Source organism: Enorma phocaeensis (genome assembly GCF_016901575.1).
GTDB lineage: Bacteria > Actinomycetota > Coriobacteriia > Coriobacteriales > Coriobacteriaceae > Limicola > Limicola phocaeensis_A.
On record NZ_JACJKQ010000001.1, the window covers coordinates 171,220 to 194,496 of the forward strand.

A 23,277-nucleotide genomic window follows, 5' to 3' on the forward strand; every position below is an offset into this window, starting at 1 on the left:
ATTCGGTCGAGTGGTATGGTCTGCGGAAGGCATGGGCGAGCTTGCCCGAACGACTCAAAGTCGACGCATGGGGTAGTATTAGCTCAGTTGTGTTGAGGTCGCGGCGATGAATCGCCGCTTTTTGTAGGGGAGGCAGCATGGATCCGCTGCAGATCGCTCTCATTGTCCTGGCGCTTGTCGCCATCTGGGCGGTTATTGAAGTGGCGCTCACGGTTCGCCGGTCGCGCGGCACCTTTGACGAGGTCGACCGTGCCGTCGGTCGCATGGATAAGACCATGGACGGCGTCGATGATGTGGTGGTCGAGCTCAAGCAGGTCGCCGCCGATGCCCAGCCCGTGCTGAGGCACCTTGACGAGGCCATCGTCGAGGCGCGTCCCGTCATCGCCCATCTTGATGATGCGGCTGGCGAGCTGCAGCCTGCTGCTGCGCAGCTTGAGCCCTTGCTCAAGTCCGCCACCGTCGCTGTCGACGCCCTCTCCGCAAATCTTGTTGAGGTCGAAGGCGTTGTACGGGACGTCTCTGCGGTGACGGGCGCCGCGGCGAGTGCTGGAAATGCCGTTTCGGGCATTACCGACTCCGCCACGGGCGTGGTGAACCGTATTATCGGCAAGTTCAAGCCGCGTGATGAAGAGACGCCCGCTCTCGAGGAGCCAATTAACCCTGCTCCCGCCGCATCGCATGCCCCCGCGGGGCCACGGGAGGTTTCAGTTGAGCCTTCTGAGACGCCAAAGCCGTCGCAACCGGATCGATATTTCACCTATGCTGCCACCGATGACGCCCCTGCGACCGGCGCCGAGCCGACCGCCGATGTAAAGGAGAACTCCCATGCCTAATGCTTCTGCGGAGCGCATTCAGCTTGAGGTCCGCTGCGAGCCGCGCCTCGCTCGCCTTGTGCGCATGACGGCGGCGAATGTCGCGGCACTTTCGTCCATGTCGGTCGATCGCATCGAGGACCTCCGCATGGCTGCGGAAGAGGCTTTCATCTATGCTTGCACGGTTGAGCCCGACGAGGCTATTCGCATAGCCTTTGACGTTGATGCCGAGCACGTCTCGATGGATTTCGATCTCGGTGAGGTCGACCTGGCCTCTGTAGACGGGGCCCCCGAGGCCGCTTACGCCGACCTTATCCTTACTGCCGTGTGCGACTCGTATGCGAAAGATGAGAATCCCACGAGATTGCACCTCGAACTCAAGGCGGATGTGTGATATGGCTGAACGAACACAGTCCACGAAAACCGCCTGGGACAAGGAGAAGACGCGAGAGCTCTTCCGCAGGTATAAGGAAGAGGGAGACATGGACGCGCGCGAGAAGCTCGTCATGTCCCACCTTAACCTGGTGCGGTTTTTGGCAAACAAGTTTAAGAATCGCGGCGAGCCGATCGACGATTTGGTTCAGGTCGGCTATCTGGGCCTGCTCAAGGCGATCGATCGCTTTGACCCGAGCAGGGGCCTTGAGTTCACCACGTATGCCACGCCGACCATCTTGGGCGAGATCAAGCGCCACTTCCGTGACAAGGGGTGGAGCGTGCGAGTGCCGAGACGCCTTCAGGAGCTTTCCGCGAAGGTGAACCAGGCTACCGACACGCTTACGACCCAGCTGCAGCGCTCTCCGACCATCGAAGAGGTCGCAGACTATCTTGACGCTTCGGTCGACGAAGTGCTCGAGGCCATGGAGTCCTCTTCTGCCTACAGCTCGGTGCCCCTTGAGGGAACCGGCTCGTCCGAGGGAGAGGATGCGCCGTCGATCATCGATCGCTATGCATCGGAGGACAACGAGCTCAGCTTTACCGACGACCGCTTGGTCATCGAAGAGGCGCTGCAGTCGTTCTCCCCGCGTGAGCGTGAGGTCATCGAGCTGAGGTTCCTGAAAGGCATGACCCAGATCGAGATTGCGCAGCAGCTCGGCATTTCCCAGGTTCAGGTGTCACGCCTGTTGCGTCGGACGCTTAAGAAGATTCAGGACAAGATCGACCCTGAGGGAGTCATCGCACGAGCATGAGCACGCAGGGAAGCCCCTCGCACGCCGAGGCCGATACCAACAAGATACGTTCGCTTGCCCCCATCGCCTTGCGCGTGTGGATCGTCGTCGGTGCAATCATCATCGGCATCGCGATTCTCAACGTCTTCGGCGTTCTGGCTCCCGTCGTTGAGTTCCTTGCCGTGGGATCGCTTGTTGCCTTCGTTGCCTCTCCGATCGTCAACATGCTCGAGCATCACGGCGTTCCCCGCGGCGTTGGCGCCTTGGTGGGCTTGGTCGTCGTCGTTGCCGCGATCCTCTGCCTCCTGCTGGTCATCGCCCCCGTCTTCGTCGAACAGGTCGTCGATGTTCTCACCGCCCTGCCGTCGCAGCTTCGTGGTTTTGGCGAATGGGTGGTGACCGTCGCAAATGACTTCAAGGTGTTTTCGGAGTCGAGCTGGGCGACGCAGCTTGATTCGGCCTTGGGCTCGCTGGCCAACGTGGCGTCCGACTTTGTCGCCCAGCTCGCCGGCGATGTCGGCAAGGGGATGTTCCCCTTTATTTCGGGCTTTGCCTCGCAGCTCTTTGTGATCTTTTTAGGGCTCGTGCTTGCTTACTGGCTTGCCCGCGACTACCCCACCATCCATCGCGAGGTGGGAACCATCGTCGGGGAGGAGCGTGCGACGAGTTATCGCTTCATGGTCGCGATCCTGTCGCGCTCGGTGGGTGGCTACATGCGCGGCCAGGTCATCACCTCCGTCATCAACGGAGTTCTCGCTTTCGTCGGCTTTCTCGTCGTGGGCCATCCCTATGCGGGCCTCATGGCGGTCCTTACCGGACTTTTGCACCTCATCCCCGTGGTCGGTCCTTGGATCTCTGCCTCGGTTGCGGTCCTGCTTGCGGTTATTTCCGATCCGCTCACGGCGCTCTGGACGCTCATATGGGCTGCAGTCGCCCAAAACATCACCGATAACGTCATCTCGCCAAAGATCATGCAGTCCGCAGTTTCGGTGCACCCCGCGATGAGCCTCACCGCGATCGTTGTCGGCTCCGCGCTCTTGGGCGCTCTGGGCATGGTCATCGCCATCCCCCTGTGTGCCGCCCTGAAGGGCCTGTTCATCTTCTACTTTGAAAACGGCACGAAGCGCCAGCTTGTTGCGTATGACGGTGCGATATTCCAGGGAACCCCGTATCGGGATGCCCAAGGCGCTCCCGTCGCTGCGTATGACGCGCTGGGCGACGACTCATTCGTGACCGAGTCGGAGATCGTTGACGAGGACACCGCGCCAGATGCTGAGGCGATGCCTCGACCTGAGCTTGATAATCCCTGGAGCCGCCTCGCGTCGCTTCAGCCTTCGGCCACGGGCATGTTCCGCAACCCGTTTGCAGGCGACCGCCACGAAGATTCATCTTCGGTTCCCGATGGGAAGGACGGCTGCCCATCAGACGAGAGCCGCGAGGATGACGGACGATAGTGGGGCAATCTCCGCACAATCCATGCAACGCCGCTCCCTCGCACCTCAAGGACGCAGGGCATGCTATCCTTCTGTACGTTTACGTCACTAGGATTCAACGTGTGCTTCTGAGGAGAATACCCCATGACCGAAGACCGACCCATCATGTCAACCGCAGAGATCCGCTCAGCGTTTCTCAAGTTCTTTGAGGACAAGGGCTGCAAGCTCTATCCCAGCTCCTCGCTCGTGCCCGACGATCCGTCGCTGCTGCTCGCCAACGCAGGCATGAACCAATTCAAGGAGTATTACCAGGGCAAGAAGACCATGCGCGAGATCGGGGCGACCTCGTGCCAGAAGTGTGTGCGCACCAATGACATCGACATCATCGGTGCCGACGGCCGCCACGCCTCGTTCTTCGAGATGCTCGGCAACTTCTCTTTCGGCGGCGTCTCGAAGGAGCAGGCTTGCGCCTGGGCGCTCGAGCTTTCAACCAAGGTGTTCAAGCTCCCCATCGAGCGGCTGTACTTCACCGTCTTCACCGATGATGACGAGACCTTTGACATCTGGCGTAAGCTGGGTGTCGAGGAGAGCCATATTTCCCGTCTTGGCGAGGATGACAACTTCTGGGCCGCCGGCCCCACGGGCCCCTGCGGTCCCTGCTCTGAGATTTACTACGACATGGGCGAACATGTCGGTTGCGGCCGTCCTGACTGCGCGCCTGGCTGCGACTGTGACCGCTTCCTCGAATACTGGAACCTCGTGTTCACGCAGTTCGACCGCCAGGAGGATGGCTCTATGCCAGAGCTTCCTCATCGCAACCTCGATACCGGCATGGGCTTGGAGCGCATGAGCGCCATCATGCAGGGCAAGAGCTCATTCTTTGACAGCGACATCATGCAGGGGCTCATCAAGCTCGGCGAGGAGATTTCCGGGGCCACCTACGTGAGTGACGACTACACCGGGCCTAGCCGCAGCCTGCGCATCATCGCCGACCACGCCCGCTCGGTCGACTTCCTGATTTCTGATGGGGTGCTTCCCGGAAACGAGGGGCGCGGCTACGTCTTGCGCCGTCTTCTCCGCCGCGCCGTCTTCCATGGCCGCCTGCTTGGCGTCGACGGGCCCTTCTTGGGCAAGTTCATCGACAAGGTGAACGAGCTGATGGGGGACGCCTACCCTGACCTTCTTAAAAACGTCGCGCTTGTGCAGGGCATCGTAAATGCCGAAGAGGAGCGTTTCTCCACCACGCTCGACAACGGCCGGGTATATCTGGACGAGGCGCTTTCCAAGCTCGCGGAAGGCGAGGCACTTGACGGCGCCGCCGCCTTCATGCTCCATGACACGTTCGGCTTCCCGATCGACCTCACTGTCGAGATCGCCGAGGGAGCCGGCCATGCGGTGGACATCGACGGCTTCAACCGCGAGATGGAGGCACAGAGGGAGCGTGCGCGCGCCAACGTGAAGGGGGATGCCTGGGGCACCTTCAACGACGTATGGACCGAGCTTTCTGACAAGCTTCCCGCAACCGAGTTCTGCGGCTACGATCTGGAGACGCTCGAGGGCGCCCGCGTTCTCGCTTTGGTGCGCGGGGGCGAGCGGGTCGCCAACGTACACCCCGGCGATGAGGTCGAGGTCGTGCTCGACCGCACCCCGTTCTACGGCGAGATGGGCGGCCAGATGGGCGATACCGGTGTCATCACCATGGGCGACACCATCCTTACGGTGAGCGACACCAAGGTTCACAACGGCCTGTATGCGCACGTCTGCGTGGCGGAGGGCGGAAACCTCGCCGAGGGAAATGCGGTCTGCGCCGCGGTCGACCACCATCGCCGCGAGCTCCTTCGCCGCAACCATACGGCGACCCATCTGCTTGACGCCGCCTTGAAGCAGGTCCTTGGCGAGCATGTGAACCAGGCGGGCTCGCTCGTCGCCCCCATGCACCTGCGTTTTGACTTCACGCATTTCGAGGCGCTTTCGACCGAGCAGCTCAAGAGCATCGAAGAGCTGGTGAATCGCGAGATCTTTGCAGCGAAGCCCGTCGTGACCCGGGTGATGGGCATCGAGGAGGCGAAGGCGGCTGGCGCCGTGGCGCTCTTCGGCGAGAAGTACGGCGACGTGGTGCGCGTCGTATCGGTTGGAGAGGAAGAGCGTCCCTTCTCCCGCGAGCTTTGCGGCGGCACGCATGCGCACAACACCGCCGAGATCGGTCTTTTCCGAATCGTCTCCGAGTCCTCTACGGGCTCCAATGTCCGTCGTATCGAAGCGGTGACGAGTGAGGGCGCGGTGGCGTATCTCGAGGAGCGCGCCCAGCTTCTTGCTGACGCCGCGTCATCCTTGAAATGCCGCGTCGACGAAGTCCCCGCTCGCATCGCCGGCCTTCAGAGGGACCTGCGCGAGGCAAACCAGAAACTCAAGGCTGCGCTTACGGGGGGTTCGTCGGACGCCATCGGGTCCGCTATCGACGGAGCGGTTGATGCAGCCGGCTATAAGGTGGTCATCGCTCAGCTGAGCGGTCTCGAGGGCGCCGAGCTTCGAAATGTGTGGGACACCATTCGCCAGAAGGTTTCCGCTCCCGTTGCCTGCGTGCTTGCTACCGTTACGGAAAAGGGAACGCCCGCGCTTCTTGCCGCCGCAACCGACGACGCGGTCGCGAGCGGGTTCAAGGCGGGCGACGTCATCAAGGCCATCGCTCCCTGCGTGGATGGACGCGGCGGCGGCCGTCCCACCATGGCTCAGGCCGGCGGAAAGAATGCTGACGGCATTCCTGCCGCACTCGCTGCCGCCCGCGAGATGCTGGGCTTATAAACGATGGTCGCGCTCGCTCTTGATATCGGCGAGGTCCGTGTCGGCATTGCGGCATCCGATGCTTCGGGCAGGGTCGCCATGCCGGTCAAGGTCTTGCCTGCGGCCGAGGTCGCAGGCATGGCGCGTCCCTTCAGGCGCATCTTGGAGGATTATGAGCCCGATGTTCTCGTCTGCGGCCGTCCTGAGACCCTCGGCGGGGAGGACGGTCCGCAGGCCGAGCGGGTCATGAAGATTGCGCGTGCCGTAGCCGATGCCTGCGGGCTGCCTCTCGAGTTTGTCGATGAGCGTCTCTCTTCGCGTGAGGCGAAGCGTATTCTGCGCGAGCAGGGCATGAGCGAGCGCGACATGCGTGGCAAGGTCGACATGGTGGCGGCAAGCCTGTTCTTGCAGACCTGGCTTGATCAGCGACGGAATTGATGCTGCGCGCCGACTAAAACGAGAGCTCTCATCGCAAGGGCTGCATGTCACTGACGGGTGGCATGCAGCCCTTTTTCTTGTATCTGGCAGGAGCGCGCTTCTAAGGAGTGCGAACTGTCGCGAGCAGAGGCGTGCTCGCACAGGCGTCTGCCGACCTCTGGAAGCTTGGCGTGCGACAGGCGCTGTGCGATCGGTTCAATTACCACTTTTGAGAACAATATACTCATGACACCGTGAACGGTATAAAAGTGCCTGTAAACGGTCATTTTTTACGGCTGAGGCTGTATAAATACACAAATACGAATGTCTGTAAAGACCGTTTACCGAAACGCATCTACCTGCGGAAACTACCGTTCACGGAGAATGAGCGGCCCACGGTTCATCATTTCTATACAATTATATGCGGTCTGTGGATGGCAGGCATGACGTCTCTGCGGACCACAATGTAACCTCTCTAGCTAAGGAGGTAGGTATGGTAGGTATTGTCCTTGCAAGTCATGGCGACCTTGCTGCGGGCATCAAGCAGACGGCCTCGATGGTCTTCGGCGATCAGCCGGACGTCGTGTCGGTCAGCTTGCAGCCGAGCATGGGACCAGATGACCTGAGGGCCGAGATCGAGAAGGAGGTGGCAACACTTTCAGACCCAGAGCAGGTGCTGTTCCTGGTCGACCTGTGGGGCGGTACGCCCTTCAACCAGATCAACGGACTTCTCGACTCGCATCCGACGTGGGTGGCGGTCACTGGTATGAACCTTCCTATGGTCATCACCGCCTATACGCTGCGCATGAATCCCGATGCGACCGCTCACGAGATCGCTGCCGGTCTCATCACCGAGTCCCGCGACGGCGTGCGCGTGAAGCCTGAGGATCTGGAGCCCAAGACGGAGAAGGCCGTCGTCGAGGCGCCCGTCGCGCCTGCCGGCGCAATCCCCGAGGGCACGGTGCTCGGTGACGGGCATATCAAGTTCGTGCTCGTCCGCGTGGATACCCGTCTGCTCCATGGCCAGGTCGCTACGACCTGGACCAAGATGACCGGTCCCGACCGCATCATCGTGGTCTCCGACGCCGTCGCGCACGACGAGCTCCGCAAGACCATGATTCAGCAGGCCGCGCCTCCGGGAGTCAAGGCTCACGTCGTGCCCATCCAGAAGATGATCGACGTTGCCAAGGACCCGCGCTTTGGCGCCACCAAGGCCATGCTTCTCTTCGAGACGCCCCAAGACCTGCTCAAGTGCATCGAGGGCGGCGTGGACATCAAGAAGGTCAACCTTGGTTCCATGGCTCACTCGGTGGGCAAGGTCGTCGTCACCAACGCCATCGCTATGGATCAGGCCGACGTCGACTGCCTTGAGGCGCTTGCCGCCAAGGGCATCGAGTTCGACGTCCGCAAGGTTCCTGCCGACTCGCCTGAGTCGTTTGACGGCATGATGAAGAAGGCCAAGTCCGAGTTGGCCGCACAGGCATAAAAAGGAGGGAAACATGTCGGTAATTACAATCGTCCTGATTGTCATTGTTGCCTTCCTCGCCGGCATGGAAGGCGTTCTGGACCAGTGGCAGTTCCATCAGCCGCTCGTCGCGTGCACGCTCATCGGCCTGGTGAGCGGTCAACTCGAGGCGGGCATCATCCTGGGCGGCACGCTTCAGATGATGGCCCTCGGTTGGGCAAACGTCGGTGCAGCAGTTGCGCCTGACGCGGCGCTCGCGTCTGTTGCCTCGGCAATTCTGATGGTCATTGCTGTTGGCAATGGCGCCGACCAGGCGACCGCCATCTCCACGGCAATCGCCGTGGCCGTGCCGCTGTCCGTGGCCGGCCTCTTCCTCACGATGATCGTTCGTACGCTCGCCATTCCGGTGGTCCACTTTATGGACGGCGCCGCAGCCCGCGGCGACTTCCTCGCCATCGATGTCTGGTCGATCATCGCCATCTGCATGCAGGGCGTTCGTATCGCCATTCCGGCAGCCGCCCTCTGCTTCATTCCCTCTGACGCCGTCATGGGCGCCCTCAACATGATGCCCGCCTGGCTTTCCGATGGCATGTCCATTGGCGGCGGCATGGTCGCTGCCGTTGGTTACGCCATGGTCATCAACATGATGGCGACCAAGGAGGTCTGGCCGTTCTTCGCGCTGGGCTTCTGCCTCGCTGCCATCTCTGAGCTCACGCTGATCGCCCTTGGTGTCATCGGCATCTCCCTCGCCCTCATCTACCTTGGCCTCAAGGAGCTTGCCAAGCAGGGCGGCGGCGTCGGCGGTGGGTCCGGTGACCCGCTGGGCGACATTCTGGACGACTACGAGTAGGAAGGGAGGAGACAGATAATGGCAGAGAACAAGATTAAGCTCTCTAAGAGCGACCGTCTGCAGGTTTGGTTCCGTCACCAGTATCTCCAGGGCTCCTGGAACTACGAGCGTATGCAGAACGGCGGTTGGTGCTTCTCGATGATCCCCGCGATCAAGAAGCTCTACACCAACAAAGACGACCAGATTGCCGCGCTCAAGCGCCATATGGAGTTCTACAACACGCATCCGTATGTGTCTTCCCCGGTCATCGGCGTCACCCTCGCCCTCGAGGAGGACCGCGCAAACGGTGCCCCTGTTGAGGACGCAGCCATCCAGGGCGTTAAGGTCGGTATGATGGGCCCGCTCGCCGGCGTCGGCGACCCCGTCTTCTGGTTCACGCTTCGCCCGCTGCTGGGTGCCCTTGGCGCCTCGCTCGCCATGGGCGGCTCCATCATGGGCCCGGTCCTCTTCTTCGTGGCCTGGAACGTCATCCGCCTCGTCTTCGAGTGGTACACCCAGGAGTTTGGCTACAAGCTCGGCACCTCCATCACCGAGGACCTCTCTGGCGGCCTCATGGGCAAGATCACCGAGGGTGCCTCCATCCTTGGTATGTTCGTCATCGGCGGCCTCGTCGAGCGCTGGGTGTCCATCTCCTTCGCGCCCGTCGTTTCCACGGTTACGCAGTCCGAGGGCGCCTACATCGATTGGGATGCCATCGCCGAGACTGCCGGCCAGGGCGGCCAGGGCGTTGCGGACGCCATCAAGAGCGCGCTTTCGCAGTATGCGTCCCTTGGCTCCACCGGTCTGGAGGTTGAGAAGGTTACCACGCTTCAGGCTAACCTCGACTCGCTCATTCCCGGCCTTGCCGCCGTGGGCGTGACGCTGCTGTGCTGCTGGCTGCTCAAGAAGAAGGTTTCCCCGATCGTGATCATCATCGGCATGTTTGCCGTTGGTATCGTCGGTCACTACATCGGCCTTCTCTAATTACCTGGGCATTGCCTGCGCCTGCAGGTTGTTGCGGGGTTCGCGCTCGCTCGTGCCGGTTATGGCATGTCGGGCGCGACCCCGCCTTTTCTGTATTCGACATAAAGGGATCGAGTGACCATGGCACAATCTCAGAACTCCACCGTTGAGCTTACGACTCCCGGAACGTTTTTTGCGGGGCTGTCCACCTACGGCAACGTCATGGTGGGGGATAAGGCGTTTGAGTTCTATAACGAGCGCAATCCCGAGGATTATGTTCAAATCCCCTGGGACGAGGTGGACTATGTCTCTGCCTCGGTGATGTTTGGCGGGCGCTGGATCCCACGCTTTGCGATCTTCACAAAGTCGAACGGCCATTTTGCGTTTTCCACCAAGGACAACAAGCGCACGCTCCGTGCCGTTCGCGAGCATGTACCCGCAGACCGTCTGCTGCGCTCGCTTGGATTTTTCGATGTGGTGAAGTCAGGTATCACGGGCCTGTTCCATCGTCGCTAGGAGTCTGATAATCCTTCAAGGTTCGATGGAAACTTTAAGGTTGAGGGGTCACTGAGGTACACTACAGAATCGATAAGATTCTTTCGCCTTTTGTGGAGGGGACCTCGTGGCTAACGCTTCCCATCGTTCCAATCAGCCTGCTCGCAGCGGTGCGCGTCGCACCCAGACCCAGCCAACTGCTCGTCCGGCGGGAACTCGCTTCAAGCAATCCTCCACGTCTCGAGGGAGCGCCCGACGTTTCGCTACGCATGCCTCCCGGGCATCTCGAACGCGGCCGGCTCCTCGGCCCGTGGCGAGCGCCTACCAGGTTCCCCAGCGTAAGAAGAGCTCCCCGGTCCCCGTCGTCATCGCCCTCGTCGTTGCCGTCCTTGCTGTTGCGGTCGTGATGGGCGTCGTGCTGCCGGCGGTGACGCCCCTGTTTGTCGGCTCTTCCGAGCCTGCGGTCGCGGCGGGCCAAGAAGTCCAGGTAAACATCCCCGAAGGTGCCTCCGGCGACCAGATCGCCTCTACGCTATCCACCAATCATGTCATTGAGGACCCCCAGGATTACTATGCGGCAGTTCGTCAGCTCAACGCCGATGCGCTGCTTAAGCCTGGCGACTATCTGTTTACCACCGGCCAAGATCCGCTCGAGGTCGTCCAGCAGCTCATCGACGGTCCCAACGTCGAGGGCGTGAGCCTCACCATCCAAGAGGGGCTGACGGTTCAGCAGACCGCTGCCCGCGTGGAGGAGGTTTACGGCATTCCGGCCGACGAGTTCCTCCAGCAGGCAAAGGCGTCAAACTATGTTGACGACTACCCCTTCCTAGAGGGCGCCTATGACGATTCCCTCGAGGGCTATCTCTATCCCAAGACGTACAGCTTCTCCGGAACCCCTACCGCGGACGACATCATTCGGGCGCTCCTCGATCAGTTTGAGATCGAGACCGCAGACATCGACCTTGCCTCGGGCGCCAACGGCCTCACTTCTCAGCAGCTCATCTCGCTTGCGTCGCTCGTGGAGCGCGAGACGGCAGTCGAGGACGAGCGTCCCATGGTCGCGAGCGTCATCTACAACCGTCTCGATGAGGACATGCCGCTTCAGATCGATGCCGCCATCGTGTATGCCCGCGGAGGCGGTTCGCAGTCCGTCACATACGATGACCTCGAGATCGACTCGCCGTACAACGTCTATCAAAACACCGGCCTCACGCCTGGACCAATCTGTTCTCCGAGTATCTCGTCGATTCAGGCCGCCGTGAACCCCGCTGACACCTCGTACCTGTATTATGTACTGTCTAGTGCCAACGACGGCACGCATAAGTTCAGCGAGACCTACGACGAGTTCCTCACGAATCGTCAGGAGTATTTGGATTCACGTTCATGAGCATCTTTTCTCCCGGGCGGTATGTCGCCTCGGTCGACCGGATAGATTTAGACGATCTGTGGGCGCAGGGCAAGCGTGCCATTCTCTTGGATCGCGACAACACCTTGGTACCACGTGATCGCGCAACGGCCCCGGCGGAGGTAGCCTCTTGGCTCGACCGTGCCCGAGAGAAAGGCTTCAGCCTTTACATGGTTTCCAACAACTGGCATCGCGACCAGGTTGAGCGTTCGGCGAGCGAACTGGGGCTTGGGTCCATCTGCTTTGCATTAAAGCCCCTCCCATTCGCGCTCGCGCGCGCCCTTCGGCATCTAGACGTTCCGCGTGATGCGGCCGTCATGGTGGGCGACCAGCTCTATACCGATGTCTGGGCAGGCAACTTTGCTGGAATCGATTCGATCCTGGTAAAGCCGCAGACCACGGTCGATTTGTGGTACACGCAGATCTTCCGCATCTTTGAGCGTCGGGCGCTCAAGGGCGTTCCCTGCGAGGAGTAGCCGATGCCTGAGAGCGTCAAGCGCGGCTGCGACCATGTCTTCTTCATCGGTTTTCTCGGTGCGGGGAAGTCGACCCTCGCCCGGAACCTCGGCTCCCTGTTCAATCGCCGCTTCGTCGACACCGATCGGCTTGTCGAGCGGCGCGCGGGCATGTCGGTCGGCGCCATGTATCGCACCCGCGGCGAGGCGTACTTTCGCAAGCTCGAGACCCAGGCCCTTCGTTCCCTGCGAAGCGAGCGGAGCCTGCTGGTCTCATGCGGCGGCGGTGTCGTCGAGACGCCCGAGAACATTCGGCTCATGCGTGAGATGGGGTTCTGCGTCTATCTAGACGGGGACCTGGATGACTCTCTCCGGCAGATTCGGTCCTATGCGGCACGACCGGATTTTCGTTCGCCAAAACATGCCGCGAGCCTGCTCGAACATCGCAGGCCGCTCTATCAGGCTGCCGCAGACCTCACGATCGACATCCGCGGTCGTTCGTTCAAGGAGGTCTCCTATCAGTGCGCGGAGCTGCTATTGGAGCGTGGTCTGCTGTGACGGTACGGCGTCAGCTGCTTAACTTCTCGTCGAGAAGCGTCGATGTGCGTATGGGCCCTCGTGCCTTGGATGAGCTGTCTCGCATGGTGCGCGGTACCGTCGGCCTTCCCAAGCGCGCGGCGCTTGTTGCGGCGGGTTCGCTTGGGGCAGAGCTTGAAACCGAGATCCGGCACGAGCTTGTCGATGCGGGCTTTACGGTGACGAGAATCGTCTTGCCTGATGGCGATGAGCTGCAATCCATGGGTGCGGTCACGTCGGTACTTGAAGACCTGGGACATATGGGCGCCACGCGTGACGACGTGCTGGTGTGCGCTGGCGGTGCGGTCGCCTGCTCGGTGGGTTCTCTGGCTGCGAAGCTCTGGTGCGGCGGCATGTCTTGCGCGCTCATTCCCACCACGTTTGATGCCATGATCACCGTCGCGACGTCTATGGAGCCCCTGTCTGCCGGCGGCGTGTCAGGCGTGGCCTGGATGACGCCCGAGCCGTCGCTTGTCGTATGCGACATCGATTTTGTTACGGAGTCGTCGCTCTCGGAGAGGGCTTGCGGCTACGTCTACCTCATGGGCTCGCTTCTCGCCGACAGCCGTCGTTCGTGGGATCGGATGGGGGAGCTCGTGCCTCGGCTTGTCGAAGGCGATTCCCGTGCCTATGTGGATGCCCTGGCTGCCGCCCAGCTCGCTCGACGGGCGGTCGTCACCGCTGCAAACCCTTCCGCCCGCAATGCCCTTCAGTATGGCCTCACCTGCGCGCGGGCGCTTCGCGCATGCTTGGGCGGGGGCGTGCCCTGGCATGTCTTGCTTGCCGAAGGCATGCGTTTCGAAGCCCGCCTCGCCGTCGAGGCGGCGAAGTTCGACGTCGACGCCGTCTTCGAGCAGGACGACCGCTTCGACGACCTCGGAATCGAGGAGCTTCCCTTCAAGCTCGATGTGGACCGCTTCATCGATGCGCTGAAGGGGGCTAATGCTCGCTATTCAAACCGTCTCTTATTCGCGCTGCCAAAGAATCCGGGCATCATCCGCCTGACGGCCGTCACCGACGATGTGCTTGTCCGCCATGCCTCGGCATATGTCGCCTCGCGCGCGGAGCTTCTTGAAGGGGACGAAGCGGTCGAATAGGCTTGTTCGCATGCCCGCGTTGGTTCCATGCACGGTCTCTCCAAGAGGAGTATCCTGTCGCTTGGAAGAATTCCTTTAGAAGAAAGAGGGGACTGCTATGGCAGCATCAATTTCCGGCCCCGTCGGCCGCATCGCCCGCGTCCGCGCCATGATGGAGGAGCGCGGCTACGATGCCGTCGTCGTTCGTGACGAGGCGAATCTGCGCTGGCTCACGGGTGCCGAAGGGGTCTTCGACTTCACCGGCGAGCTCCCGCATGCCGCGTTCATCACGCTCGATGATACCTATTTGCACACCGACTCCCGATACTTCAACACCTTCGAAGAACATCTGCCCGAGGGTTCCACCTGGAAGCTCGACATGCGGGTCATCGATATCTTCCGCTGGGTCGCTGAGCGCGCTCGCGACTCACGTTGCCACGTCGTCGCCATCGAGGACACCACCGAGCTTTCTTTCTATACGGGCCTCGTGCGTTCGCTCGAAGACGTATCCATCGTCTGCAGCTTGCCCCAGCTGCACGGCGACCTTCGTCGCATGCGTGCCGTGAAGGACGCCGAGGAGGTCGAGCTCATGAAGAAGGCGCAGGCCATTACCGATGCGGCTTTCCAGCACATGCTCGGCTTCATTCGCCCGGGCCTCACTGAGAAGCAGCTCCGCATCGAGCTTGAGAACTTCATGTACGAGCACGGCGCCGACGGCCTCGCCTTCGGATCGATTGTCGCAGCCGGCCCCAACGCGGCGAACCCGCATGCCATCCCGAGCGATCGGGTGGTTGAGAAGGGCGAGTTCGTCCTGATGGATTATGGCGCGCGCTATCGCGACTACAACTCGGATATGACCCGCACCGTTAGCGTGGGCGAGCCGTCTTCCAAGATGCGCGAAATCTACGACATCGTTCGTCATACCCATGAGGAATGCGCCAAGGCCGTCTATGCCGGCATCGACGGCAACGAGATCCACGAGCTGTCTCGCAAGCTTATCGGCGAGGCGGGTTACGGCGCCTACTATGGACATGGCCTTGGCCACGGCGTGGGCATCGACATTCACGAGCTGCCCAACTTCGGTCGTGCTCACAACACGGTTGCCGAGGGCTCCGTGGTAACCATCGAGCCTGGCATCTATCTGCCTGGCGAGTTTGGCGTTCGCCTGGAGGACTACGGCATCGTGACAGACAAGGGATTCGAGCCCTTCACCCAGAGCCCGCACGAGCTTCAGATTATCGATTGCTAACAGCTTCGCGTGCTGCCATGGGGCCGTGCTCTTAGTCGAGCGAGGGCGTGCCCTGTCAGGTCATGACGCGTGGATTTACTGCCGTGGGCGCGAGCTGCATCGCGCCCACGGGCGTTTGAGAGTATACTTTTGTAGATTGCATTCATGCGCCCAAGGCGCGAGATAAGAAAGGTAACCATGGCTAGCATTACCACCGCTGACTTCAAGAATGGCATCGGCCTGCGCATCAAGGACAAGGTGTGCACCATCGTCGAGTTCCAGCACGTCAAGCCTGGCAAGGGCGGCGCCTTCGTGCGTTATAAGACCAAGGACCTCAAGACGGGCCGCGTGGTTGAGCAGACCTGCAACGCTGGCACCAAGTTTGAGAGCGTCACCCTTACGACCACCGAGATGCAGTATCTCTACAACGACGGGGATCACTACTACTTCATGAACATGGAGACCTATGACCAGGTTCCCGTCCCCGTTGACTTCATTGGCGACAACGCCAAGTGGCTCAAGGAGAACGACGTCTGCCAGCTGCTCTATGCAGACGACGAGCTCATGGGCGTCAATCCGCCGATGTTCATCGAGGTCGAGATCGTCCAGACCGACCCCGGCTTCAAGGGCGACACCGTTCAGGGCTCTACCAAGCCTGCGACCATTGAGACCGGCGCCGTCATCCAGGTGCCCATGTATCTCAACGAGGGCGAGAAGGTCAAGGTCGACACGCGTGACGGCAAGTTCGTTTCTCGCGTCTCCTAGTATCCGCATACGTTCGAGGGAATGAGGGAGCTCATGTCTCAGGAGATCTTCATTGACGGTATTGGCATCTCTCCCGATGTTCTGACTGCCGTTGTATCCCGCTTCGCCGAAGAGGTGGAGGGCGTCGCGTCGGTGGGCGTGAAGGACCTCGCCACCAACCTCGTCTCCATGCTTTCCACGCGCGCTCCTTCCGCGGCGCCCGCACTGGAGGCCCGAGTCGAGGGCAACAAGCTCGTCTTGACCGTGCACGCCGTGGTCTTCTTCGGCTATCCGTTCAAGAAGCTTGCCGAGGCCATTCGCGAGGCGGTTCTGCGCGGCATTGATGCCCAGGTCGGCGTCGAGGTCGAGCGCATCGACGTCTGCATCGATGGTCTTGTATTTCCCAAGGAGTAGCGCGTGAGCTTGAAAGTCGACCGCGGCCGCACGTTGGCCCGCAGCCAGGCCCTGCAGCTCCTGTTCCAGGCTGAGGCGCTCGGCGTCTCGGTTGAGACGGTCCTTGCCGGGGACTACCTCATCTCAAAGGGTCCGCTTCACCCGTATGCCGCCGAGCTTGCCCGTGGCTGCAGCGAGAACATGCTTCGCATCGATGCTGCGCTGCGTGCGGTTTCTCAGAACTGGGCGCTTTCTCGCATGCCGGGAGCCGACCGCAACTTGCTGCGTCTTGCCGTGTATGAGATGCGTTTCGCACCTGAGAAGGTCGAGGACGCCGTTGTGATCAACGAGGCGGTTGAGATCGCTAAAGCGTATGGCACGGATGACTCTGCGGCATTTGTGAATGGCGTTCTTGGACGCATCGCACGCTCGCAGAATCTTCCGCTTTCCGCGGCAGGCCCCAACGAGGCGTCCGGCTCCTCGTCCTCGAAAGAGGATGAGTAGGCATGCCGGAGTCGACGGTACATACCTTCGACGACATAACCGCCCGTCTCGATGAGATCATTGCTACCGTGCGTTCGAAGGACACCTCGCTCGAGCGAAGCCTCGACCTCTTCGATGAGGCGATCTCGCTCGGTTCGAAGGCTGTCGATTTAGTCGATAGCTTTGATTTGAGCCCGCGAGAGGCCCAGGCTCTTGAGGAGGGCGCAGACCCTGTGCCAGCTGCGGAAGCAGGGGGGCCGGCTGACACGTCTGATGGGTCGGATGCTGCCCCTTCAGGCTCCAAGGACCAGGGATGACATGGCATCGGTCAAGCGTGTGCGCCTCGATGACGAATTGATTGCACAGGGCATCTGCGCCGATCGCGCGGATGCCCTTCGTACGCTCATGGCAGGTCTTGTTTCTGCCGGCGGCGAGCGGCTTACTTCTCCCGGCATGAAGGTCCAACCTGGAATATCGCTCCATGTGAAGGGGCGGATTCCCTATGTGGGACGAGGTGGCCTCAAGCTCGAGGGAGCGCTTGACGCCCTCTCGGTGGACCCCTCCGGCCTTGCCTGCCTCGATGTCGGTTGCTCGACGGGGGGATTTACCGACTGCCTGCTGAAACGTGGAGCCGCAAGCGTGGTCTCGGTTGATGTCGGCAGGGCTCAGTTCGACTGGTCGCTTCGGCAGGACGGACGTGTCACGCTTCTCGAGCGCACCAATATCACCGAGGTGCCCGCTCTGGGATACGAGTCGTGCTGCCAGCTCGCGGTCTGCGACGTCTCCTTCACGAGCGTACGCAACGTCATCGGATCCGTCTCAGAGGTCCTCGATGATTCCGGCTCGTTCCTAACGCTTGTCAAGCCCCAGTTTGAGGCGGATTCTCATGAGGTGGGCGAGGGCGGCGTTGTCTTGGATCCCGCGGTGTGGCGCCGCGTACTCCTAGATACGGTCGATCTCTTTGTCCGTGTGGGATTTGCTCCCCAAGGCATCTGTGCATCTCCCATCACAGGTGCGAAGGGCAACCACGAGTTCTTCCTGCTCGGCACAAAGGGCGCCGACCCGGCCTCCCGTGACGAATTGAGGCAAGCGCTTGAAGATGCGATTGAAGGGTCGCGCTCATGAAGGTCTTTCTTGTTCCCAACTACTACAAAAACGAGGCTGTCGAGAGCGGCCTGTCGCTCGAGCTTTGGCTCTCTCGACATGGCTATGATGTCGCATGGGCTGCAGACCAACGTAACGGCTTGGCATCGGAGCCCGATATCGATGGCGCCGATCTGGTGATCTCGCTCGGTGGCGACGGCACGCTGCTGCGCGCCGCGCGCATCGTTGGCAGGCGTGAAATCCCGATCCTCGGCATCTCCTATGGCCATTTGGGATTCCTGACAGCGGCAAGCCCCGAAGAGCGGGACGTTCTGGGCGTGGTCGAGGACGCTCTGGCCGGCGAGCTCCATGTCAGCAGGCGGGCGACCTTGGCCTGTGACGTCGAGGCGGTCTGCGATGACGGCTCGACCCAGGTCGTGCGCACCGAGGGCCTGAATGACCTTGCCCTTACCCGCGGCCCGCTCTCTGACATGGTCGAGTTCGACATCACGGTGTCGGGGCACCATATCGACCGCCTGCGCGGTGACGGCGTCGTCGTCTCAACCGCAACTGGGTCGACGGGCTATGCGCTCTCTGCGGGCGGGCCCATCGTAAGTCCAGACTACACCGGCATGGTGTGCGTCCCCATCGCGCCTCACACCATCCAGGCCAGGGCGTTTCTCACCTCACCCTCGGACGTGGTCGAGATCACCCTTTCACGCGACCGGCCCTCGGTCCCCGCGATCGCCATCGACGGACAGTATGTCAGTTGCAACGGGTGCATCGAGCGCGTCGTCGTGCGGCGCGGCGAGGCGGACATACTGCTTTTGGATTACGGCCCCGAGAGCTTTTATAACTCGGTTTCTCGCGTGTTCTACGGAGTGCGTCGTCATGATTGATGAAGTTCAGGTCCATGATCTCGCCCTCATTCATGAGGGCACGCTTGCCCCGGGCAGCGGATTGACGGTGCTTACCGGTGAGACCGGTGCGGGAAAGACCGCCTTGCTGTCCGCCCTGAAGCTGCTCATGGGAGAGCGTGCCGATGCGTCGCAGGTTCGTCAAGGCGAGGCTGCGGCCACCGTGACCGGACGATTCTTCTGCGACGCCCGCGACGCCGAGGGAATGGTCGTGACGAGACGCCTAGGTGCAGATGGGCGAAGCCGCGTGCGCATCGACGGGCAGATCGCAGGCGTGCGCGAGCTTGTCTCCCGCGTGTCGCCGCTGATCGACCTTTGCGGTCAGCATGAGCATCAGCGGTTGCTCGATGCCGCCTCCCATGTCGACATGGTCGATGCGTGGGCGGGAGAGCCGGTCCGCAGAGCTAGGGAAGAGTATCTGCTCCGTTTGAGAGAGGCCCGTCTCGCCGCTCGAGAGCTCGAGCGCGTGACCGAGGCCTCGCGTACGCAGGGGTCACGTCTCGAAGAGGCTCGCTTTGCCCTTGAACGCATCGAGGAGATCGATCCTAAACTGGGTGAGTATGAGGAGCTTGAGGAGACCTTGCCCCGAGCCGAGCACGCTGAGGTGCTCGCAACGACCGCCCATGAGGCGAGCGAGCTCGTTTCAGGGGAGGGGGGAGCCCTCGACCCCCTGAATGCCGCGATTGCTGAACTTGCGCGCATGGGATCGGTCGACGCCAGGCTCGGCGAGTTTGCCGATGCGCTTACGGGTGCCGCCATCACGCTTGAGGACGTGGCCGCAGACCTGCGGAGATATCGTGACGAGGTCGATTTCGACCCCGAGGAGCTCGCGCGCGCGCAAGAGCGCTTCTCTGCGCTCAAGGGCCTTCTGCGCCAGTATGGGCCGAAGATGGACGACGTCCTGAAGACGCGTGACGAGGCTCGTGAGCTGTTGAGCCTGGTTGATGACGCGGATGCTCGCGTTCACAAGGCGCAGGCGACCCTTGATGCCGCAGAGGCGGAGCTCGCACGCGCCGCCAAGACGCTCACGCGTCGCCGCAATGAAGCTGCGCCACGGTTTTGTCGAGAGGTCGGCAAACAGATGGCTCGCCTTGAGATGGGCAGGGCGGAGCTTGTCTGGGAGTCCAAGCCGCTGCCGCGCCCTCGATGGGGCGAGGACGGCCCGTGCTCATGCGAGCTGCTGTATCGTGCCGGCGCAGGCCTCACTCCCAGGCCTTTGCGCCGCATCGCCTCAGGCGGCGAGCTTTCCCGCGTCATGCTTGCTTGCAAGGTCGTCTTGGGCGAGGCGGACGGGGTGGATACCCTTGTGTTTGACGAGGTGGATGCCGGAGTCGGCGGCGCGACGGCGCGGTCGCTCGCTTCGGTGCTCGCCGATCTTGCGTGCACGCACCAGGTGATCGTCGTCACCCATCTCGCTCAGGTCGCCGTTATGGGCACTACGCACTACGTGGTGCGCAAGGTGGACGGTGATGTTCCCGAGACACGGCTCGAGCGGGTTGAGGGCGAGGCCCGCGTCCATGAGATAGCGCGCATGCTTTCGGGCGATGCCTCCCAGGCTTCGCTGGCACATGCACAGCAGATGCTTGAAGGCGCTGGAACCCTTTAGGCTGATAGCTTGGCGTAGAGGAGCTCCAGCGCGTGCGCATAGCCCGCGAGGCCTTCTCCCGTGATGGTGGCGAAGCATGCCATCCCTGCATATGACACCTGGCGAAAGCTCTCGCGTGTCTCGACGGCGGAGATGTGCACCTCGACTGTCGGAATGGCAACGGCCTTCAAGGCGTCGAGAATGGCCACGCTGGTATGCGTGTAGGCGGCAGGATTGATGACGATGCCGTCGTAGGCTCCCAGGGCGGACTGGATCTTGTCGACGATGTCGCCCTCATGATTCGACTGATACACCTCGATGGCCTCGAAACCAAGGTCTGCCGCAGCGTCCTTGCAAAGGGTGACGAGGGTCTCGTACGTCTCGCGCCCATAGATGTCTGGCTCGCGTATGCCGAGCATGTTGAGGTTTGGACCATTGATTACAAGGGCCTTCATGCCGATCCTTCCTGCGTCGTAGAAACTTTGAGCGCCTCGATGGCGGCTCGCGCCGTGTCCTCTGGCGTCGGGCCGGAGGACACGGCCACATCGCTCCAGGCGCGGTAGAGCGGCATGCGCACCCGGGCAAGATGCTCGACGCCGTCGCGCGCCGAAATGGGCCTTCCCTTGCTGGACAGCTCCTGCAGGGGGCGGTCCAGCATGATGATGCGGCTGTTCTGGTGTAGCAGAGGATAGTTCTCCTCCCGCGTGACCACGCCGCCGCCGCATGAGATCACCAGCCGGCTCCTCGCCGCGACGTCGCGCAGCGCCGCCGTCTCTTCTCTGCGAAACGCCTCCTCGCCTCGCGACGTGATGTAATCCGAGCAGGACATTCCCATGCGCTCTTCAAGTTCCCAATCGATGTCGACATGCTTGCGACCCGTCATTCGCGCTATCGCCTGGCCGACACGGGTTTTGCCCGACCCGGGCATTCCGATGAGGGCGATGTTCTGCTCATGGTGGAAGAGCTCGTCGGTTAGCGAGCGGACGGCATCCCATGCAGGCCTGACGCCACAAAAGTGCTCGTCTGCCGCCGCCGCCTGAGCGACGAGCATGAGCAGGCCTCCAACCGTGGGAATGCCTCGCCGTTCGGCCTCCATCATGAGGGCGGTGCGAGCCGGGTTGTAGATGATGTCGATGACTCCCTTCAGGCCAGAGAAGGCGTCAAGGGATACGGGGGATGCGGGGCATGCGGGATACATCCCCACGGGCGTCGCGTTGACTATGAGCGCCGCGTCGGCGTAGGCGTCAAGGTCGTCGTACGTGACGGGGCCTCTGCGCGAGACCGCGACGGCCTTCGCGCCAAGGTCCTCGAGAACTGTCATGCATGTCGTGCCTGCACCGCCCGTTCCGCCCAGAACGAGTGCGGCCTTGTTTGAAAGGTCGATGTGAAGCGATGTGACCAGCGCGCGAAAGCCGGCATAGTCGGTGTTGTCGCCCAAGAGCGTGCCGTCGGGTCGACGTGTCACGGTGTTGACGTTTCCGAGACGCCTGGCAACCGGTGTGAGCTCATCGACCAAGGCGGCCGCATCGCGCTTGTATGGAATGGTCACGTTGATGCCGCGCCACGTTCCGGAGCGAAAGAAGGACTCGACCTCATCGGGCTCACGCTCAAAGAGGTGATACTCGATGTTTGCGAGTCGCTGGTGTATGAGCGGCGAATAGCTGTGCCCAAGCGTGCGCCCCAGCAAACCGAAGGCGGCGTCAGTCATTACATGACCTCCGTGTAGCTTCCGAAGTAGGTGTAGTGCTCGCAGACATCGTCGAGCGCGTCGAGAAGCGTCGCGAGAGCCTGGGTGCCTACGGGGCAATCAAGGTCGAAATAGAACATGAACTCAAAGTCGCGTCCGGCAATCGGTCGGCTCTCAAGCTTCACAAGGTTGATGTCGAGGGCATAGAACCGCTCGAGTACGCGATAGAGGGAACCAGGCTCATGCGTAAGCGTCAGCATGAGCGACGTGCGGGTCGCTCCGGGGTAGATCATCGGCTCGGCGGATATGACGACGAATCGGGTGTAGTTGTTATCGGAATCCTGGACGTCCTCATCGATGATGGAGAGGTCGTAGAGATCGGCGCAGCTGCGCGAGCAGAGCGCGGCCACATCGCGGCGATCACTCTTTGCCACAAACTCCGCAGCTTCAGCGGTGTTCTCATAGACGGTTACCTTGACGCCGAGGCCGTCGAGATAGTCCGCGCACTGTGCGACAGCCTGCTCATGAGAGAAGACCTCTTTCACATCGGAGAGCTTGACGCCGGGCTTTGCAAGTAGATTGTGGTCGACCTTGAGGCGAAGCGAGCGAACGATGGAGAAGCGATACTCGGCAAGCAGGTCGTAGACTGCGTTTACGGAGCCGGCGGTAGAGTTCTCAATGGGCACGACGCCGAAGTCGCACAAGCCGTCGCGCACGGCACGGAAGACGCCTTCAAACGTGTTGAAATAAACGATGCCAGGAACATGGAACAGGCGTGTTGCCGCAATCTGGCTATATGCGCCTTCAACGCCCTGGCAAGCAACCATGGCGGTGGCGGGGAAGGGCTCATCGATCGGCTTGAGGGAGGCGCGCGCAGACGCGGAGAGGCTCGAGTCGTCATCTCTATGCAGGAGGCGCTGCTGCTCGGCCTTATTCATGCTCATGAGAAGCGAGAACAGCGACACCGCTTGAGGCTGGAGCCGTTCGGGAGCCTTCTGGGCGATGTCCAGCAGCTTCGTGCGCTCACGGGCGGGGTCGAAGACGGGCTTATGGTCTTTTGCCTTCTCGGCTGCAACGTCTGCGGCCAAGTCAAGCCGGCGGCAGAAAAGCTCGAGCATCTGGCTGTCGATGGAGTCGATTTCCTCGCGAATGGCGTCAAGGCTCATGATGGTCTCCTTGTATGTAGTGCTATCTGGAAGCCGCCCCCTGACGAGGGCCTGGGGCCGCACGGCGGCCCATGGGGTTCGCGTGACATCCCATCCCGCATCTCTAGCGTCGCGCCGC

Annotated in this window: 25 protein-coding genes; 22 read left to right on the forward strand and 3 right to left on the reverse strand. The window is 61.6% G+C overall.

All coding sequences use genetic code 11. The features are described from left to right. Positions 1–137 precede the first annotated feature (137 nt). The 22 genes from H6A15_RS00675 to recN all read left to right on the forward strand — a co-directional run bounded on the left by H6A15_RS00675 (position 138) and on the right by recN (position 20,327). Positions 138–833, forward strand: a complete 696-nt coding sequence (locus tag H6A15_RS00675; protein ID WP_204671327.1) for a hypothetical protein — start codon at positions 138–140, stop codon at positions 831–833. Beyond that, the gene (locus H6A15_RS00680) at positions 826–1,206 is read left to right on the forward strand and encodes an ATP-binding protein (RefSeq protein ID WP_204671329.1); all 381 of its coding nucleotides are present in this window, start codon (positions 826–828) and stop codon (positions 1,204–1,206) included. The genes H6A15_RS00675 and H6A15_RS00680 overlap by 8 nt, the downstream gene beginning before the upstream one ends. A 1-nt stretch (position 1,207) precedes the next feature. Further along, positions 1,208–1,999, forward strand: coding sequence for an RNA polymerase sigma factor SigF (locus tag H6A15_RS00685; RefSeq protein WP_204671331.1), 792 nt, complete (start codon positions 1,208–1,210; stop codon positions 1,997–1,999). Further along, complete coding sequence (locus H6A15_RS00690) at positions 1,996–3,432, forward strand: AI-2E family transporter (protein ID WP_204671333.1); 1,437 nt, start codon at positions 1,996–1,998, stop codon at positions 3,430–3,432. The genes H6A15_RS00685 and H6A15_RS00690 overlap by 4 nt, the downstream gene beginning before the upstream one ends. A 123-nt stretch (positions 3,433–3,555) precedes the next feature. Continuing rightward, positions 3,556–6,213 (forward strand): alanine--tRNA ligase, encoded by a 2,658-nt coding sequence (gene alaS, locus H6A15_RS00695; protein WP_239462229.1) that lies wholly within the window; start codon positions 3,556–3,558, stop codon positions 6,211–6,213. A 3-nt stretch (positions 6,214–6,216) separates the two neighbouring features. Further along, positions 6,217–6,630, forward strand: coding sequence for a Holliday junction resolvase RuvX (ruvX, locus tag H6A15_RS00700; protein WP_204671350.1), 414 nt, complete (start codon positions 6,217–6,219; stop codon positions 6,628–6,630). 472 nt (positions 6,631–7,102) lie between these two features. Then, entirely contained in the window at positions 7,103–8,095 is a 993-nt protein-coding gene (locus H6A15_RS00705) for a PTS sugar transporter subunit IIB (RefSeq protein WP_204671353.1), read from the forward strand. Positions 8,096–8,108: 13 nt separating this feature from the next. Then, positions 8,109–8,924, forward strand: coding sequence for a PTS mannose/fructose/sorbose transporter subunit IIC (locus H6A15_RS00710; protein WP_204671354.1), 816 nt, complete (start codon positions 8,109–8,111; stop codon positions 8,922–8,924). Positions 8,925–8,942: 18 nt separating this feature from the next. Next, entirely contained in the window at positions 8,943–9,887 is a 945-nt protein-coding gene (locus H6A15_RS00715) for a PTS system mannose/fructose/sorbose family transporter subunit IID (RefSeq protein ID WP_204671356.1), read from the forward strand. Positions 9,888–10,007: 120 nt separating this feature from the next. Further along, positions 10,008–10,382: a DUF956 family protein gene (locus H6A15_RS00720; RefSeq protein WP_204671358.1), complete on the forward strand. Its 375-nt coding sequence runs from the start codon at positions 10,008–10,010 to the stop codon at positions 10,380–10,382. A 289-nt stretch (positions 10,383–10,671) separates the two neighbouring features. Then, a complete protein-coding gene (gene mltG, locus H6A15_RS00725) occupies positions 10,672–11,748 on the forward strand; it encodes an endolytic transglycosylase MltG (protein ID WP_289543749.1) in 1,077 nt (358 codons plus the stop codon). Further along, positions 11,745–12,242 (forward strand): YqeG family HAD IIIA-type phosphatase, encoded by a 498-nt coding sequence (locus H6A15_RS00730; RefSeq protein ID WP_204671360.1) that lies wholly within the window; start codon positions 11,745–11,747, stop codon positions 12,240–12,242. Before mltG ends, H6A15_RS00730 begins: the two co-directional genes overlap by 4 nt. A gap of 3 nt (positions 12,243–12,245) precedes the next feature. Then, positions 12,246–12,779 carry a shikimate kinase gene (locus tag H6A15_RS00735; protein ID WP_204671362.1) on the forward strand — a complete coding sequence of 178 codons (534 nt, stop codon included), beginning with the start codon at positions 12,246–12,248 and terminating at the stop codon, positions 12,777–12,779. A 65-nt stretch (positions 12,780–12,844) separates the two neighbouring features. Further along, a complete protein-coding gene (locus H6A15_RS00740) occupies positions 12,845–13,894 on the forward strand; it encodes a hypothetical protein (RefSeq protein WP_204671365.1) in 1,050 nt (349 codons plus the stop codon). A gap of 97 nt (positions 13,895–13,991) precedes the next feature. After that, a complete protein-coding gene (locus H6A15_RS00745) occupies positions 13,992–15,122 on the forward strand; it encodes a M24 family metallopeptidase (RefSeq protein ID WP_204671367.1) in 1,131 nt (376 codons plus the stop codon). 177 nt (positions 15,123–15,299) lie between these two features. Then, entirely contained in the window at positions 15,300–15,866 is a 567-nt protein-coding gene (gene efp, locus H6A15_RS00750; protein ID WP_204671369.1) for an elongation factor P, read from the forward strand. Between the two features lie 33 nt (positions 15,867–15,899). Then, the gene (locus H6A15_RS00755; protein WP_204671379.1) at positions 15,900–16,259 is read left to right on the forward strand and encodes an Asp23/Gls24 family envelope stress response protein; all 360 of its coding nucleotides are present in this window, start codon (positions 15,900–15,902) and stop codon (positions 16,257–16,259) included. Positions 16,260–16,262: 3 nt separating this feature from the next. After that, positions 16,263–16,742 (forward strand): transcription antitermination factor NusB, encoded by a 480-nt coding sequence (gene nusB, locus H6A15_RS00760; RefSeq protein ID WP_204671381.1) that lies wholly within the window; start codon positions 16,263–16,265, stop codon positions 16,740–16,742. Positions 16,743–16,744: 2 nt separating this feature from the next. Continuing rightward, positions 16,745–17,038, forward strand: coding sequence for an exodeoxyribonuclease VII small subunit (locus H6A15_RS00765; protein WP_204671383.1), 294 nt, complete (start codon positions 16,745–16,747; stop codon positions 17,036–17,038). A gap of 1 nt (position 17,039) precedes the next feature. Then, positions 17,040–17,846 carry a TlyA family RNA methyltransferase gene (locus tag H6A15_RS00770; protein ID WP_204671385.1) on the forward strand — a complete coding sequence of 269 codons (807 nt, stop codon included), beginning with the start codon at positions 17,040–17,042 and terminating at the stop codon, positions 17,844–17,846. Next, positions 17,843–18,703, forward strand: coding sequence for an NAD(+)/NADH kinase (locus H6A15_RS00775; protein WP_204671387.1), 861 nt, complete (start codon positions 17,843–17,845; stop codon positions 18,701–18,703). The genes H6A15_RS00770 and H6A15_RS00775 overlap by 4 nt, the downstream gene beginning before the upstream one ends. Continuing rightward, complete coding sequence (gene recN / locus H6A15_RS00780) at positions 18,696–20,327, forward strand: DNA repair protein RecN (RefSeq protein ID WP_204671389.1); 1,632 nt, start codon at positions 18,696–18,698, stop codon at positions 20,325–20,327. Before H6A15_RS00775 ends, recN begins: the two co-directional genes overlap by 8 nt. On the opposite strand, the gene aroQ is transcribed toward recN, so the two are convergent. Genes aroQ through pheA form a run of 3 tightly spaced genes read right to left on the reverse strand, consistent with a single transcriptional unit; the run spans position 20,324 to position 23,159 of the window. Next, positions 20,324–20,761, reverse strand: coding sequence for a type II 3-dehydroquinate dehydratase (gene aroQ, locus H6A15_RS00785; protein ID WP_204671391.1), 438 nt, complete (start codon positions 20,759–20,761; stop codon positions 20,324–20,326). The genes recN and aroQ overlap by 4 nt on opposite strands. Continuing rightward, positions 20,758–22,014 carry a shikimate kinase gene (locus H6A15_RS00790; protein ID WP_204671393.1) on the reverse strand — a complete coding sequence of 419 codons (1,257 nt, stop codon included), beginning with the start codon at positions 22,012–22,014 and terminating at the stop codon, positions 20,758–20,760. Before H6A15_RS00790 ends, aroQ begins: the two co-directional genes overlap by 4 nt. Next, on the reverse strand, positions 22,014–23,159 hold the full coding sequence (pheA, locus tag H6A15_RS00795) for a prephenate dehydratase (RefSeq protein WP_204671395.1): 1,146 nt from the start codon (positions 23,157–23,159) through the stop codon (positions 22,014–22,016). Before pheA ends, H6A15_RS00790 begins: the two co-directional genes overlap by 1 nt. Between the last annotated feature and the right edge of the window lie 118 nt (positions 23,160–23,277).

Bases quoted from the DNA above. Each gene is read 5' to 3' on its own strand.
- H6A15_RS00730 (WP_204671360.1), top strand. From the start codon at position 11,745: ATGAGCATCTTTTCTCCCGGGCGGTATGTCGCCTCGGTCGACCGGATA.
- alaS (WP_239462229.1), top strand. From the start codon at position 3,556: ATGACCGAAGACCGACCCATCATGTCAACCGCAGAGATCCGCTCAGCG.
- H6A15_RS00745 (WP_204671367.1), top strand. From the start codon at position 13,992: ATGGCAGCATCAATTTCCGGCCCCGTCGGCCGCATCGCCCGCGTCCGC.
- H6A15_RS00710 (WP_204671354.1), top strand. From the start codon at position 8,109: ATGTCGGTAATTACAATCGTCCTGATTGTCATTGTTGCCTTCCTCGCC.
- H6A15_RS00770 (WP_204671385.1), top strand. From the start codon at position 17,040: ATGGCATCGGTCAAGCGTGTGCGCCTCGATGACGAATTGATTGCACAG.
- H6A15_RS00790 (WP_204671393.1), bottom strand. From the start codon at position 22,014: ATGACTGACGCCGCCTTCGGTTTGCTGGGGCGCACGCTTGGGCACAGC.
- pheA (WP_204671395.1), bottom strand. From the start codon at position 23,159: ATGAGCCTTGACGCCATTCGCGAGGAAATCGACTCCATCGACAGCCAG.
- H6A15_RS00685 (WP_204671331.1), top strand. From the start codon at position 1,208: ATGGCTGAACGAACACAGTCCACGAAAACCGCCTGGGACAAGGAGAAG.
- H6A15_RS00765 (WP_204671383.1), top strand. From the start codon at position 16,745: ATGCCGGAGTCGACGGTACATACCTTCGACGACATAACCGCCCGTCTC.
- ruvX (WP_204671350.1), top strand. From the start codon at position 6,217: ATGGTCGCGCTCGCTCTTGATATCGGCGAGGTCCGTGTCGGCATTGCG.
- recN (WP_204671389.1), top strand. From the start codon at position 18,696: ATGATTGATGAAGTTCAGGTCCATGATCTCGCCCTCATTCATGAGGGC.
- H6A15_RS00775 (WP_204671387.1), top strand. From the start codon at position 17,843: ATGAAGGTCTTTCTTGTTCCCAACTACTACAAAAACGAGGCTGTCGAG.
- H6A15_RS00755 (WP_204671379.1), top strand. From the start codon at position 15,900: ATGTCTCAGGAGATCTTCATTGACGGTATTGGCATCTCTCCCGATGTT.
- efp (WP_204671369.1), top strand. From the start codon at position 15,300: ATGGCTAGCATTACCACCGCTGACTTCAAGAATGGCATCGGCCTGCGC.
- H6A15_RS00690 (WP_204671333.1), top strand. From the start codon at position 1,996: ATGAGCACGCAGGGAAGCCCCTCGCACGCCGAGGCCGATACCAACAAG.
- H6A15_RS00720 (WP_204671358.1), top strand. From the start codon at position 10,008: ATGGCACAATCTCAGAACTCCACCGTTGAGCTTACGACTCCCGGAACG.
- H6A15_RS00715 (WP_204671356.1), top strand. From the start codon at position 8,943: ATGGCAGAGAACAAGATTAAGCTCTCTAAGAGCGACCGTCTGCAGGTT.
- aroQ (WP_204671391.1), bottom strand. From the start codon at position 20,761: ATGAAGGCCCTTGTAATCAATGGTCCAAACCTCAACATGCTCGGCATA.
- H6A15_RS00735 (WP_204671362.1), top strand. From the start codon at position 12,246: ATGCCTGAGAGCGTCAAGCGCGGCTGCGACCATGTCTTCTTCATCGGT.
- H6A15_RS00680 (WP_204671329.1), top strand. From the start codon at position 826: ATGCCTAATGCTTCTGCGGAGCGCATTCAGCTTGAGGTCCGCTGCGAG.
- H6A15_RS00705 (WP_204671353.1), top strand. From the start codon at position 7,103: ATGGTAGGTATTGTCCTTGCAAGTCATGGCGACCTTGCTGCGGGCATC.
- H6A15_RS00675 (WP_204671327.1), top strand. From the start codon at position 138: ATGGATCCGCTGCAGATCGCTCTCATTGTCCTGGCGCTTGTCGCCATC.